The sequence below is a fragment of the Chryseolinea lacunae genome, from assembly GCF_016735595.1.
In the GTDB taxonomy this organism is placed as follows: Bacteria; Bacteroidota; Bacteroidia; order Cytophagales; family Cyclobacteriaceae; genus Chryseolinea; species Chryseolinea lacunae.
In genome coordinates this window covers 122,189-134,850 of sequence record NZ_JAERRB010000014.1, presented here as the reverse complement: position 1 = coordinate 134,850, position 12,662 = coordinate 122,189, and the positions used below count along the sequence as shown (strand labels likewise).

Sequence of the window (12,662 nt, the reverse complement as noted above, 5' to 3'; positions counted from 1 at the left end):
TCCTAGTCTTTATCGAACAACCTCCATACCAGAATGATTGGGCCAGTCAAAACGTCATTCCAATCGGTTGCTGTGTTGTCATTTTGGCCATTGTCTGTTTCGGTATTCTGCCAGAACCGCTAAATCAGAGCCAGACTGGGATGGTCAATAAATGAAGTATCCCTGTGGCTTGAGGCCATTACTCCCTACAACGGAAGTTCGGGCGGGCATAGTTCCCGAATCGAGCCCGTGTTCCGATCGATTATACACCGTGGGCAAAGAAATACACATTTATTTGAATCACTTACTCTTGTCGCGATTCCAGATGTCTACCTCCAGGCGATAGGTGCCGTCGGGTTGTTCGCGCCACACGTTGCAGTACTTCACGGTGGTTTGGAAAGTGGTGTCGCCGTATTGGATGTTGAGGTGGGTGCGGCCTGTTTCATAGATCACTTCCCGGGTGCCCGACACGGTGATGGTTTCGGTTTCCATGGCCAGTGTTTTGGTGGTCTTCATGTCGTCGGCCCAAAACTTCCGGATGTTGTCGCGGCCCTTCACAAAGTCGTCGCCGTTGGGGCACAACGTGGCCTGCTCGCCATACATGAGCGCGAGGCTGTCGGCGTTGCCCGTCATGAAGAACCGGCCGAGGGCGTCGTTGTTCTTCTTGGCAATGCGCTTCAGGTCTTCGCCAGAAAATTCTTTTGTGGCACATTGCGACAACACGCCAAGTGCAGCCGCAAGGAAGAAGGTTGTTTTCATAGGCACGTCCAATTTGCCATTCAAGGTAAACGATAGGAACGTTTCAAAAAAATTTCCGCGCACTTTCCCCCCAAGCCACGTGACTGGTGACATACCGTTGTCAGTGACGGAGAAGTTCTTTGTTTCAAAACGAAAATCGTATGGAGAAACTTGATCTCGCCAAAACACACAAAGCCTACTACACAGCCAAAGCCACTCCCGAACTGGTCGACATCGGACCGGCTGCTTATTTGTCTATCGCGGGCCAGGGCGATCCGTCGGGGCAAACCTATGCCACGCGCGTGGGAGCGCTCTATGGTGTGGCCTATACGTTGAAGTTTATGTATAAGGCAAAGCAAAAAGATTTCACCGTGGCAAAGCTGGAAGGGATGTGGTGGTTTGACGAAGACCGCTTTGGCCGACCCTCTATGGAAGAAGCGCCGGTGAAGGTGCCACGAAGCGAATGGCAATGGCGTATGCTGATACGTCTGCCTGACTTTGTTACACCCAAGGCGTTGGACGACGCCATTGATGCCGCGTTTCAGAAAAAGAAAACCGACGCCATGCGCGACGTAGTGTGGCATGAAGAAAAAAAGCAGAAGGTTGTGCAGATGTTGCACACCGGTCCTTTTTCGGAAGAACCTGCGACTTTAAAAAAGATGCTCGCCTTCATAGAGGAACACCAGCTAAAGAAAGCCGGCCTCCATCGCGAGGTATACTTATCGAACTATAAAACAACTGCGTCGGCGAAACTCAGAACCATCCTGCGAGAACCCGTGGAAACGACCGACCCAATCTAGCGCGGATCATAAATCGTTCACCCTCTTCCTCTCCCGATGATTCCCGGCGTTTGTTGTTATAGCGGTCAGCATATCCGAACAGCAATGCAAAAAACAGGACAAATGTTGTAAAGACTCCAATCATAAGCTGCATAGTGGTTGTGTTTACAAAGATGGTGCATAGCGACACCGTTTACTTGTCGCTATCGATCGTGGGCGCACCAAGGTAAGATCGGCAGGGAATTTGTCCTTTTTATTCTGTCAGCCGTCGGTATAATTGGGCGCGGTATTTAAACCCGCGCCGCCTATATTGCGGCCTATTTTGATTGAAAATCAAGTCATTATGAAGAAAAGAGCAGCAGGGTTTCTGTTTATGGTTTTCGCCGGCCTGACCGCGCAAGATGTATGGGCAACACAGCACACACGCACGGAACCTGATACGACAACGGTGCCGAAAGACTGGTTCTTACGCGATCCCGGCAGCGACCATGTGCAGGGACTTAGTGTAGAAAAAGCATACGCCACCCTGCTTCAGGGCAAACCCTCGAAAACAGTGGTGGTGGCCGTGATCGACACCGGCATCGATATTGAGCATGAAGATCTGAAAGATGTGATCTGGACCAACGAAGATGAAATTCCGGGCAACGGCATCGACGACGACAAGAACGGCTACGTAGACGACATCCATGGCTGGAACTTCATTGGCGGAAAAAACGGCAATGTCGAAAACGATACGTATGAAGTGACACGCGAATACGTACGCCTGAAACCTAAGTATGAAAACATTGACGAAAAAAAGATCGGCAAGAAAAACAAAGCCGAATACGAACTGTGGAAGCGTGTAAAAGCCAAATACGACCGCGACCTCAAAGCCAACAAGGATCAATACGATCAATACAGCCAGCAATATCAACTCTATATGAATGCCTATGGCACGCTGAATTTTTGCGACAGCACGTTGCGGGCGCGTGGCGACGGCAAGCCACTCACAAAAGCATCGCTCACAGCCCTCGACGGTTCGAACGACACCGTGCGGTTTGCAAAAGAAACGTTGCTCCGTGTGCTGAAGGAAGCCGACGACAATGCAAACGTTACGGAGTTTCTCGACGAACTGGAAGAATACCTGAAGCAATTGAAAGAAGGTGTGGACCACTATAGCGTGGCGGTTGACTACGGCTACAACCAGACCTTCAACTCGCGCGACATTGTGGGCGACAACCCCAACGATGTGAACGAAAAAAATTATGGCAACAACGATGTGGAAGGTCCTTATGCGCGACACGGCACCCACATTGCCGGCGTGATTGGCGCCAACCGCAAAAACAACCTGGGCATTAAAGGCATCGCCGACAATGTGCGCATCATGTCGGTGCGCGCTTTGCCCAATGGCGACGAACGCGACAAGGATGTGGCCAACGCCATCCGCTATGCGGTTGACAACGGCGCGCAGGTGGTGAACATGAGCTTTGGCAAAAAATTCTCGCCCAACAAAGAGATTGTAGACGCCGCCGTGAAATATGCCGCGTCAAAAGGCGTGCTGCTGGTGCATGCTGCCGGCAACGACGGCGACGACCTGGATGTTGAAGCTAATTTTCCGACGCGAACCTTGTTGAAAGGTGGCGAGGTGAAGTCGTGGCTTGAGATCGGTGCTTCGTCGTGGGGCGACAACGAAAACTTTGTGGCATCCTTCTCCAACTATGGCAAGAAGTCGGTCGATGTGTTTGCGCCCGGCGTGGAGATCTATTCCACCATTCCAGGCAACGGCTATGAAGACCTGCAAGGCACCAGCATGGCGTGTCCCACGGTGGTGGGCGTTGCCGCGTTGTTGTTCTCGTATTATCCCGACCTCACGGCCGACCAGGTGAAAACCATTCTCTCACAATCGACGCGCAAGTTCGATCATTTGAAAGTGACCAAGCCCGGCACCACCGACGAAGTGACGGTGAGCCAACTGAGCATCACCGGCGGATTGATCAACGCCTACGAAGCGTTGAAGCTGGCCGAGTCGTGGAAAGCATCGACTCCAAAATAAAGTATCGACGAAAATTTTTCCCGCCGGCCACACCATGCCGCGCACCAACACCTGAAAAAGGCGTGATCCACATCACGCCTTTTTCTTTTTAGGATCGATCATCACCCTAAAAAAAATTTGATGCGGTGATTTGTGATGACTTTTCCCGGGTTTGATGAATGCTTGCCGAAATAAGCGAACACAAATCGTTCGGTATCGAAACAGAAATGATGTGATGATGGTGATCACATTTTTTTATTGATCGTTTCCCCTGCGAAAATCCCCTCTTTCGCGTGAAGGTTTCGATTTGTAATTACCGAGGTGCCTACCGTTTTCGCCTGTAACCTTGCGGGCGCTCTCTGCAGGCGTGTTTTTAGAGGGTGAAAAAAATCAGCCTTCTCACGTGTTTCACAGGGTTGATGAGGGGAGTAGCTTTTCTATCAGAAATCCACTCCCCATGAAAACCTTCATCAAACTTTCTCTCTTCAATGCCCTGCTGTTGACAGCATTGCTCTGCAACAAAAACACCTTGGCCAACGTAGGCTTTTCCATACCCGACTCGGTACGCGAGGTGTCGTTTCACTACCATAGCGTTCGCGGTCTCATCTTGCTGCCGGTGGTGCTGAACGACACGGTGCACGTGAACCTCATCCTCGACACGGGCTGCCGGAACCTGGTGTTGTTTGGCAAACGTTTCGAAAAACTGTTCGACTTTCAGGTGAACCGGAAAGTGAAGTTCTCCGGCCTTGGACAAGGCAAACCCGTGGTGGGCAGTTTGTCGCTCAGCAACAAGGTGTCGATCGCGGAGGTGATCGGCGAGCGCATTCCGGTGGTGGTGGTGCCGAACCAGAATGTTTTTAGCGGCTATCACAAAGTGCACGGCATCATTGGCTACGACATCTTTATAAAATTTGAAGTGGAGTTGAACTTCGCCGATCAAATCATCACGTTTCGTCGGGCGTGGCGGGCGGTGATGCCGGAGCAATACGAGCGCATTCCCATTCGCATCGTAGACTCGCGGCCCATGATCCGCTCACGAGTTTTTTTTAATGGCCAGGAAGGACAGGCATGCGAGCTGATGATCGACACGGGCTCGTCGCTGGGGTTGTTGCTGAAGACCACCGACCTGAAACGGTATCCCGAGAGCTTTCCGAAAGGTGTGCTGGGCCGCGGCATCAACGGCAACATCGAAGGGTCGGAGGCCTATCCGGATCGGCTGCTGATGGAGGCCTTTGAAATCGCCGAACCACCTGCGGGCATTGTCTATTCGCAGTGGCACAACTATGCTTCGGTGGGTATGCAGGTGATGCGGAACTATTCCATTGTGTTGAACTATTGCCAGGCCTATGTGGGCATCAAAAAAGGAAGGGTCAACCGCATCTGAACGGTGTTACAACGGTTGCTCCACGGCGCTTCAAGAAAAGATTTTACACCAATGCCTATAGACCACGTTTTTCAGGGGTTTAACGGCTCCCTTTTCGCACTGCCGCCGACCCTGTCGCCCGACGTTGAATTCATTTGCGCCCTAGTTTGGCACTCACTATCTTCCGCCCCCGGTTAGACGACGTGTCGGGTTTTATGGAAGAGCAATTCAAGCGGCTAACGCGTAGTATTCAATATTTCTACATTCAGTTTCTGCGGAAAATTCGCCCGCTACGGCATTTCCTGCGCACACAGTACGACCGAATCCGGGAATATTACAGAACCCATCCCAAAGCCAGGCGATGGACCCTCATTCTCGGGCCGCCCGTGGGGTTGTTCCTGTTGCTCATGCTGGTGGTGTGGATTGAAGTGCCCAGCAAACGCGAACTCCGGAACATTCAAAACCAGGTGGCCTCCGAAGTATACAGCGCCGACAGTGTGCTGCTGGGCCGCTACTATATTCAGGATCGCACCGAAGTGAAATACGAAGACATCTCGCCCATGGTGATGGATGCCCTCATTGCCACCGAAGACGTGCGCTTCTATGAACACGAAGGCGTGGACTACATCAGCCTCGGACGCGTGCTGGTGAAATCCATTTTGCAACAGGACGAATCGTCGGGGGGCGGCAGCACCATCACACAACAGCTGTCAAAAAATCTTTATCCGCGAAGGCGCTACTGGGTACTGTCTATGCTCATCAACAAAATGCGCGAGGCCATCACGGCGCGCAGGCTGGAGAGCATCTATTCCAAGAAAGAACTCATCACCCTTTACCTCAACACCATTCCGTTTGCCGACAACACGTTTGGCATACAGGCCGCAGCCCAACGGTTCTATTCCTCCACGGCAAAAGATCTCACACTCGACCAGGCGGCTGTGCTTGTCGGTATGTTGAAAGCCACGACCTACTACAATCCACGAACCTATCCCGACCGCGCCTTCAACCGGCGCAACGTGGTGCTTCGCCAGATGGTGAAGTATAATTTTGTGACCGAGTCCAAAGCCGATTCGCTGCAGGTGGTGCCCATTGAATTGAAGTATAACAAGATTTCACATCACCAGGGACTGGCCCCCTACTTCCGCGAATTCCTGAAGGCAGAGTTGCTGAACTGGTGCAAGAACAACACACACGAAGATGGGTCCACCTACAACCTCTATACCGACGGTTTAAAGATCTACACCACCATCGACTCGCGCCTGCAAGACTATGCCGAAAAAGCCGTGACGCAACAAATGACAGATGTGCAGAAACAGTTCTTCGACCATTGGGGAAAAGACAAACCCTGGAAAGGTCGCGAAGAAGTGTTGACGGAAGCCATTCACCGCTCGTCGCGCTACCGGCAGCTGAAGCAACGCGACTTGTCGGAGAAAGAAATCATGGCCATTCTGAAAAAGCCCATACCCATGCGCATGTTCACGTGGAAGGGCGAAGAAGATGCCGAAGTGAGTCCCATCGATTCAATCATCCACCACTTGCAATACCTCAACGCCGGCTTCCTGGCCATGGAACCCGGAACCGGAAAAGTGAAGGCCTGGGTGGGCGGCATCGAGCACGACTTCTTTCAATACGACCACGTGAAGACCTCGACAAAGCGACAGGTAGGTTCCACATTCAAACCCATCGTGTATGCCATGGCCATCGAGAAAGGTGTGCCCCCTTGCGAATTGATTTCGGCTGGTCAGCAAACCTACATCGACAAGGAAGGTGAAAAATGGACGCCGCGAAATTCGCAGAACGATTATCAGGTAGAATATACCATGCGTGGTGCGCTGGCCTATTCGGTGAACACGGTGGCCGTGAAGCTCATTCAACTGGCCGGTGTGGACAATACAATCGCCCTGGCGCGCAAGATGGGCATCAGCAGCGAGATGCCCGATGTGCCCTCTATTGCTTTGGGCTCTTCGTCCATTTCGTTGATGGAGATGACGGGCGCTTATGCCTGCATCGCCAACGAAGGCGTGGCCAACTTCCCGTATTATGTGGAGAACATTCGCGACCTCGAAGGAAAAGTATATACGGATTTTAAACCCGAAGGCACCGGCAAGCGCGCGCTCTCGAAAGAAACGGCGCAACTGGTAACGCGCATGATGCAAACCGTGGTGCACGAAGGCACAGCCTCACGCCTGCGGTGGCGCTATGGCATCTATAACGACGTGGCCGGCAAAACCGGAACAACCCAGGCCAACGCCGACGGTTGGTTCATGGCCATGACACCCAACCTGGTGATGGGCACATGGGTGGGTGCCGACGATCCGCGCATCCGCTTCCGCCTGACCGAACTGGGCCAAGGCTCGAACACCGCGTTGCCAATGGTGGGCTACTTCCTGAAGCATGTGAACCAGGATGAAAAATTTAAACCACTCTCGGAAGCAAAATTCAAAAACCTGCCCAACACCCTGCAACAGGAATTGAACTGCGATCTCTACGAGCTAAGCGACACGCTCATTGCCCAGATCAAAGTGAAAGTGATGAAGCGCGATTCCATTATGCTGGCCGACACCTCGAAGGCGCCACCGAACGAAACGTTTCTGGAAACGCTCTACAAACGCAAGCTCAAAATGATGCGCGCCAGTCAGCCCGACACCGCCAATGTGAGTGCCATCAAAGTGCTGGGTGGCTAAACGATGCGGCGCAGCGTCAGATCAATTGGGTTGATTCTGCTTGGCTTGCTCTTCTTTTGCTTTCTCTTCTGCCTTCTTTTGTTTTCTGAAATAGCCCCGCAGCAGGAAGTTGTGTTTCAGCGCTTCCATGTTTTGGTCTAGCTTCAGCGAAGCCGACTCGGCGTTGCCCAGGGTCACTTTCAGTTTGTTGGCAAAAGCCGTGTCGGCAAGCAACACACCGATAGCGTTGTCGTTGCTGTTGATTTTAGAGATGACAGCTTTCAGATCTTCCGACATTTGTTTTGAGTTCTTTCCAACCTCGGCCACATTGGCCAACGCCTTTTCGAACGTGGCGGCATAAGTGGTGTCGGTGATGAGTTTGGTAACCAGGCCATCGCCGGAGTTGATTTCTTTCAGCATGTGCTTAAGATCTTCCGTGGCGCGGTTTGTATTCTCGCCCGCATTTTTCAGAGACACCACGGCCTGCCGCAAGTCTTGCGAGATAGGTCCATCCTGCAGCAACTCGCCCACCAGGCCTTCGCCTTTTTTCAGTTTGGCCGTAATGGTTTTCAGATCGTCAGTAAGGTCGCGGGTGTTGGCGCCTACGTCTTTGGCGATGTTGATGAGTTCCTGCGTGTCGGTAGGTGAAAACGAATTGATGGTGTCGTTGTCCTGAATAATTTGGGCAACATTGCCGGGCCGGATCACCACGATCTTGTTTCCCACCAGACCATCGGAACCGATAAAGGCAGTGGCGTTTTTCTTGATGAATTCATTTTGTTTGTCGCGCAACGAAAGTGCGACCACCACTTTTCCTTCGGAGATGATCTGCACGTGCTTCACCGTTCCGATCTTCACACCCGACAGCCATACTTTGTCGCCTTCTTTCAGGCCCTCAATGTTTTTGAAGACGGCAGAGATCGTAAAGGTTTTGTTGAACACGGTGTTTTCCTTGCCGATGTAGAACAGGGTGATGATGAAGAGCAGAATGCCACCCAGCACAAACGCACCCAGTTTTATATTTTGTCTTGTCTCGTTGTTTTCCATACAAATGGTTTTAATAATTAAAGAAGGGTTTGAGTTCCTCGTTATTTTGTTTTTTCAGTTCATCGAATGTTCCTTCCACTTTGTTGCGACCGTCGAACAAGCCGACAATGCGGTCGGAGGTTTCGCGGGCACAGCTGATGTCGTGCGTGATGATGATGGAAGAGGTGTTGTACTTATCGCGCACGCTCAAAATCAGTTCGTTAATTTCGCTGCTGGTCACGGGATCGAGCCCTGCGGTAGGTTCGTCGTAGAGCATGATCTTCGGGTTCAGGATGAGTGTTCGTGCGATGCCAATGCGTTTTTTCATGCCACCCGAGAGTTCGGCGGGGCTCAGGTTGCTTGCCGATTCCAGGCCCACATCTTTCAACGCCGACATCACCTTCTCGTCCAGTTCGCTGCGGTTGTAAATGCCGAGGTTTCGCTTCAAGGGAAACTCCAGGTTTTCGCGCACCGTCATCGAGTCATAGAGCGCGCTGCCCTGAAAAGAGAAACCCACCTGCAATCGCAGCGCGTTCAGCTCTTTTGTGGAAAGGGTGGGCACATCATAGCCCAGCACGTTCACGGTGCCACTGTCGGGCTTCAGCAAGCCTACCATAATTTTAATGGCCACCGATTTGCCGGTGCCCGACTTGCCCAGGATCACCAGGTTTTCGCGCTCGAAAAGATCGAGGTTGAAATCCACCAGCACTTCGCGGTCGCCAAAGCTTTTTGACACATGGCGCACCTCCACCACGGCATTGCCGCGGGGTTGGGATGGAGCGGGCATTATGATGTCGGTTTCTGTTCTCATTGGACGCGGAAGAGATTAATGATTTGCAACGAGGCCAGGTCGATCACGAAAATAAAAATCATCGACACCACCACAGCCGTGTTGGCCGCCTTGCCCACACCCGTTGTTCCTTTTTCTGAATGATAGCCTGCATAGCTTCCCACAATGCCAATGGCAAAGCCAAAGAATGCCGATTTGATAAGCGATGAAAATATGTCGAGGTAGGTCACTACAGCCGACACTTCGTTAAAGTATAAGGTAAAGCTGGTGCCGTTGATGCCGTTCACCATAAGATAAGATCCCAACAGCGCCACGATGTCGGCAAACACCACCAACAGCGGCAGCATCAAGGTTGTAGCCAATACGCGACTCACCACCAGATAGGCATAGGGACGTGTGCCCGACACCTCCATGGCGTCGATCTGTTCCGACACCTGCATGCTGGCCAGCTCGGCGCCGATGTTCGACCCCAGCTTGCCAGCGCATATCAGCCCCGTGATGAGCGGCCCCAGCGACCGCACCACCGCCTGCGACACCAGCGATGGCAGCCACGACTCCGCACCAAACGATGCGAGCGAAGGTCGCGATTGCTTGGTGAACACGATGCCCGCCAGAAAAGATGTGAACAATATCAGAAAGAGCGAACGGTTGCCCAGCAAAAAACACTGGCGCAGCGTCTCCTTTATTTCAAATGGAGGATAGAACACCTCTTTGAAGAACCGCTTGATAAACCGGAACACATCGGCCAGCCCGATTAAAAACTTCTTTACTTTCATTCACTGAAGGGGTTTCGTGCAGCAGACACAGAGAAATAATGTGCCAGATAAACATCCCTTCAGAAATGCATTTCACGCGCGGTTGGTATTGAAAACCGCGAAGCACTGTGGAGTTTATTCCCCACGTTCCTTCTTTGTGGCCGGCGATTTGCGCTTGCGCTTGTCGGTGTGTACCCGAAGTGCGTCGTCTATAGAGTGCGAGCTGAACAAATCTTTCTCCTTATAGGCCAGCGTCGACAGTTTGATGTAAAATTTCTTCAGGACTTCGAGTTCCTCTTCGGTCAGGTCTTCCACATCCACCAGACGGTTGCTGGCATTTTCCTGACAGGCGATGAGCTCGTTCAGCTTCATTTGCAATGCCAGCATGTCGCGGTTCTGCGATTGCTGAATCACAAACACCATGAGAAAGGTAATGATGGTGGTGCCGGTGTTAATGACCAGTTGCCACGTGTCGGAGTAGTGAAAGAGCGGGCCGGTAGTGGCCCAGATAAAAATGATGCTGAACGCGATGACGGACGTGGCAGGTCTTCCGGCCGCACGGGTCACCACTTTCGAAACCCGATCGAACAGCTTCGAGGATTTTTTGATAGAGGCGATGGGAAATTCGTTTACCGATTCTTGTTCGGCAGGTGTTGCATCGGGCGTTTTCATGGCGTGATATTTAAGCGTTTGGCTTCGCCTAAATTAGTCACGGTGCCGGATATTCCCTATGCGTTTGCCAAAGTCACACGTTGCGAAGAATACGCATGAGCAGCTTCTCTTCCTGGGTGTGGTCCACCTGGCTATTGCACGTCTCTGCGTCGTCGAGTTGTGAAAGATATTTTTGAAGGCGGTTTTCTTCGTACATCAAAATAATTTGGGGATGCACATAATACTTGCGACACACCGTGCGGGTATTGCCCAGTTTAACGCTCACTTCATCCAAAGCCTGCAACACATTCTTCTTGGCCTGAGTTTGGGTGGCGGCTTCGCCGATAGCGTTGAACGAATTGAGAATAGACAGCGTGCCGGCCCAGGTGCGGAAGTCTTTTGCCGAGAAGTCTTTGCCCGAAGCGTCTTTGATATAGGCGTTGATCATGCCCGAATCGATAGAGCAGCGCACACCCTCATCATTAATATACTGAAACAGTTCCTTGCCGGGAATGTCGCGACAGGCTTTCACGATGCGGGCCAGCCGTTTGTTCTTTAGAGTGATGGTGTGAAAGACACCCTTCTTTCCTTTGAAGGAGAATTTCAAGGTGGCACCGTTGATGTTCACATGCCCGTCTTTCAACGTGGTGAGGCCATAGGAGCCATAGAGCTTTTCATATTCGGCGCTGCCGATGCGAATGAAGGTGCGTTCCATCAGGCTCACCACGGTGGCCATCACTTTTTCTTTGGTGAGGCGTGGCGTGCAGATGTCGTGTTCAATTTGCCGGCGCAACGCGGGCAGGGCTTTGCCAAATTCGTAGAGGTGATGAAACTTGGTTTGATTGCGCACCGTGTCCCATTGTGCATGATAGCGATATTGTTTTCGCCCGCGCACATCATAGCCGGTTGCCTGAATGTGGCCATTGTCCTGTGGACAAATCCACACCTTTGTCCAGGCGGGCGGGATGGCGAGTTTTTTTATGCGGGCCAGCAGGTCCTTGTTTTTCACGGAGGCACTGCCAAACACATAGGAAAAGCCCGTGCCTTTTTTCACGCGGGCAATGCCGGGCATGCCGTCGTTCACATGCTGCAGGCTGGCCACGGCAGCGGCGCGTTTATAGTTACGATGAATCTTTAACGATTCGGTTCGTGTGAGGGGAATAGGCATGGGATGGACCATAGGTATGTCAGTCGTTGTGGTCGATGGTGTCTGGGGTATGCGTTCCGGTGAGGCGGAAAAAAACAGAAAGGCTTAGCGTCCACGACGCGTTCAACACGGTGAGGTAGTCGTTGTGCAGAAAAGCATAGGCGCCGCGGTGCACTGAAATCATGGGGTGTTCGGCGCGGCGCCGCAGTTGCATATCTCCCATCCGTGAATTGAAGCGTGTCATGGCAAGCGTGTTTGCTAGTGTTTGGTTTGTTTTTGGATGTTCTCCACATCGTGTATAAACGCAGACAGTTTGGCGTCTGCATAGGCGCCATAAGCATCGATGAGTTGGCCTTTGCTGCCGTCGGTAGTTTCGATGAGGTAGAGAATGGAATTGTCGTTGGGATCAGAGTATCCCTCAAAGCGGTGAAAGTTCACGATGTGCACTTCTTCGGGTGTATAGAATTGTTCTTCGTCGGTGTTTGTGAGGCGTCCGCTGATGACTTTAAAGTTCTCCGTGTAGCCTTCCTTTGTCGCCTGGTTTGTCCGCTCCATCAGGGTCGACATTTTTTCGGTGGAATTACTTCTCATATCCATAATGTTGTTGTTTTAGGAGGTCTATATAAAAAACCCTGCCAACGCAAAAACGCAGGTTTAGGAGGGTGTTTCACAAAAAAGCGGGGCAACCATTCCACACCCGGCGGGCAAAAGAATCCGGGCATACACACTATCGTCTCTTCGCGATCGGACAAAAAAAAGA

At 51.9% G+C, this 12,662-nt stretch carries 12 protein-coding genes; 4 read left to right on the top strand and 8 right to left on the bottom strand.

Annotated features, from left to right (window positions below; all coding sequences use genetic code 11):
• Window positions 1-279: 279 nt before the first annotated feature.
• Complete coding sequence (locus JI741_RS28135; RefSeq protein WP_202015389.1) at window positions 280-738, bottom strand: YybH family protein; 459 nt, start codon at window positions 736-738, stop codon at window positions 280-282.
• Between the two features lie 140 nt (window positions 739-878).
• Between JI741_RS28135 and JI741_RS28130 the strand changes: the two genes are divergently transcribed.
• From JI741_RS28130 to JI741_RS28115, 4 genes are all read left to right on the top strand, one after another.
• Window positions 879-1,517, top strand: a complete 639-nt coding sequence (locus tag JI741_RS28130) for a GyrI-like domain-containing protein (RefSeq protein ID WP_202015387.1) — start codon at window positions 879-881, stop codon at window positions 1,515-1,517.
• 322 nt (window positions 1,518-1,839) lie between these two features.
• Window positions 1,840-3,528 (top strand): S8 family peptidase, encoded by a 1,689-nt coding sequence (locus tag JI741_RS28125; RefSeq protein ID WP_236676310.1) that lies wholly within the window; start codon window positions 1,840-1,842, stop codon window positions 3,526-3,528.
• 436 nt (window positions 3,529-3,964) lie between these two features.
• Window positions 3,965-4,891 (top strand): aspartyl protease family protein, encoded by a 927-nt coding sequence (locus JI741_RS28120; RefSeq protein ID WP_202015385.1) that lies wholly within the window; start codon window positions 3,965-3,967, stop codon window positions 4,889-4,891.
• A 146-nt stretch (window positions 4,892-5,037) separates the two neighbouring features.
• Window positions 5,038-7,554 carry a penicillin-binding protein 1A gene (locus tag JI741_RS28115; protein WP_202015383.1) on the top strand — a complete coding sequence of 839 codons (2,517 nt, stop codon included), beginning with the start codon at window positions 5,038-5,040 and terminating at the stop codon, window positions 7,552-7,554.
• Window positions 7,555-7,575: 21 nt separating this feature from the next.
• On the opposite strand, the gene JI741_RS28110 is transcribed toward JI741_RS28115, so the two are convergent.
• The 7 genes from JI741_RS28110 to JI741_RS28080 form a co-directional block, all read right to left on the bottom strand.
• Window positions 7,576-8,580: an MlaD family protein gene (locus JI741_RS28110; RefSeq protein ID WP_202015379.1), complete on the bottom strand. Its 1,005-nt coding sequence runs from the start codon at window positions 8,578-8,580 to the stop codon at window positions 7,576-7,578.
• A gap of 10 nt (window positions 8,581-8,590) precedes the next feature.
• The gene (locus JI741_RS28105) at window positions 8,591-9,346 is read right to left on the bottom strand and encodes an ABC transporter ATP-binding protein (protein ID WP_202015526.1); all 756 of its coding nucleotides are present in this window, start codon (window positions 9,344-9,346) and stop codon (window positions 8,591-8,593) included.
• 20 nt (window positions 9,347-9,366) lie between these two features.
• On the bottom strand, window positions 9,367-10,125 hold the full coding sequence (locus JI741_RS28100; RefSeq protein WP_202015377.1) for an MlaE family ABC transporter permease: 759 nt from the start codon (window positions 10,123-10,125) through the stop codon (window positions 9,367-9,369).
• 114 nt (window positions 10,126-10,239) lie between these two features.
• Entirely contained in the window at window positions 10,240-10,776 is a 537-nt protein-coding gene (locus JI741_RS28095) for a low affinity iron permease family protein (RefSeq protein ID WP_202015375.1), read from the bottom strand.
• Window positions 10,777-10,849: 73 nt separating this feature from the next.
• Window positions 10,850-11,923: a DNA topoisomerase IB gene (locus tag JI741_RS28090; RefSeq protein ID WP_202015373.1), complete on the bottom strand. Its 1,074-nt coding sequence runs from the start codon at window positions 11,921-11,923 to the stop codon at window positions 10,850-10,852.
• Between the two features lie 19 nt (window positions 11,924-11,942).
• Window positions 11,943-12,146, bottom strand: coding sequence for a hypothetical protein (locus JI741_RS28085; protein WP_202015371.1), 204 nt, complete (start codon window positions 12,144-12,146; stop codon window positions 11,943-11,945).
• Window positions 12,147-12,160: 14 nt separating this feature from the next.
• Window positions 12,161-12,493: a hypothetical protein gene (locus JI741_RS28080; protein ID WP_202015370.1), complete on the bottom strand. Its 333-nt coding sequence runs from the start codon at window positions 12,491-12,493 to the stop codon at window positions 12,161-12,163.
• Between the last annotated feature and the right edge of the window lie 169 nt (window positions 12,494-12,662).

Excerpts from the sequence above, each read along its gene's own strand:
- JI741_RS28135 (WP_202015389.1), bottom strand. The coding sequence starts at position 738 with ATGAAAACAACCTTCTTCCTTGCGGCTGCACTTGGCGTGTTGTCGCAA.
- JI741_RS28130 (WP_202015387.1), top strand. The coding sequence starts at position 879 with ATGGAGAAACTTGATCTCGCCAAAACACACAAAGCCTACTACACAGCC.
- JI741_RS28125 (WP_236676310.1), top strand. The coding sequence starts at position 1,840 with ATGAAGAAAAGAGCAGCAGGGTTTCTGTTTATGGTTTTCGCCGGCCTG.
- JI741_RS28120 (WP_202015385.1), top strand. The coding sequence starts at position 3,965 with ATGAAAACCTTCATCAAACTTTCTCTCTTCAATGCCCTGCTGTTGACA.
- JI741_RS28110 (WP_202015379.1), bottom strand. The coding sequence starts at position 8,580 with ATGGAAAACAACGAGACAAGACAAAATATAAAACTGGGTGCGTTTGTG.
- JI741_RS28105 (WP_202015526.1), bottom strand. The coding sequence starts at position 9,346 with ATGCCCGCTCCATCCCAACCCCGCGGCAATGCCGTGGTGGAGGTGCGC.
- JI741_RS28100 (WP_202015377.1), bottom strand. The coding sequence starts at position 10,125 with ATGAAAGTAAAGAAGTTTTTAATCGGGCTGGCCGATGTGTTCCGGTTT.
- JI741_RS28095 (WP_202015375.1), bottom strand. The coding sequence starts at position 10,776 with ATGAAAACGCCCGATGCAACACCTGCCGAACAAGAATCGGTAAACGAA.
- JI741_RS28090 (WP_202015373.1), bottom strand. The coding sequence starts at position 11,923 with ATGCCTATTCCCCTCACACGAACCGAATCGTTAAAGATTCATCGTAAC.
- JI741_RS28085 (WP_202015371.1), bottom strand. The coding sequence starts at position 12,146 with ATGACACGCTTCAATTCACGGATGGGAGATATGCAACTGCGGCGCCGC.
- JI741_RS28080 (WP_202015370.1), bottom strand. The coding sequence starts at position 12,493 with ATGAGAAGTAATTCCACCGAAAAAATGTCGACCCTGATGGAGCGGACA.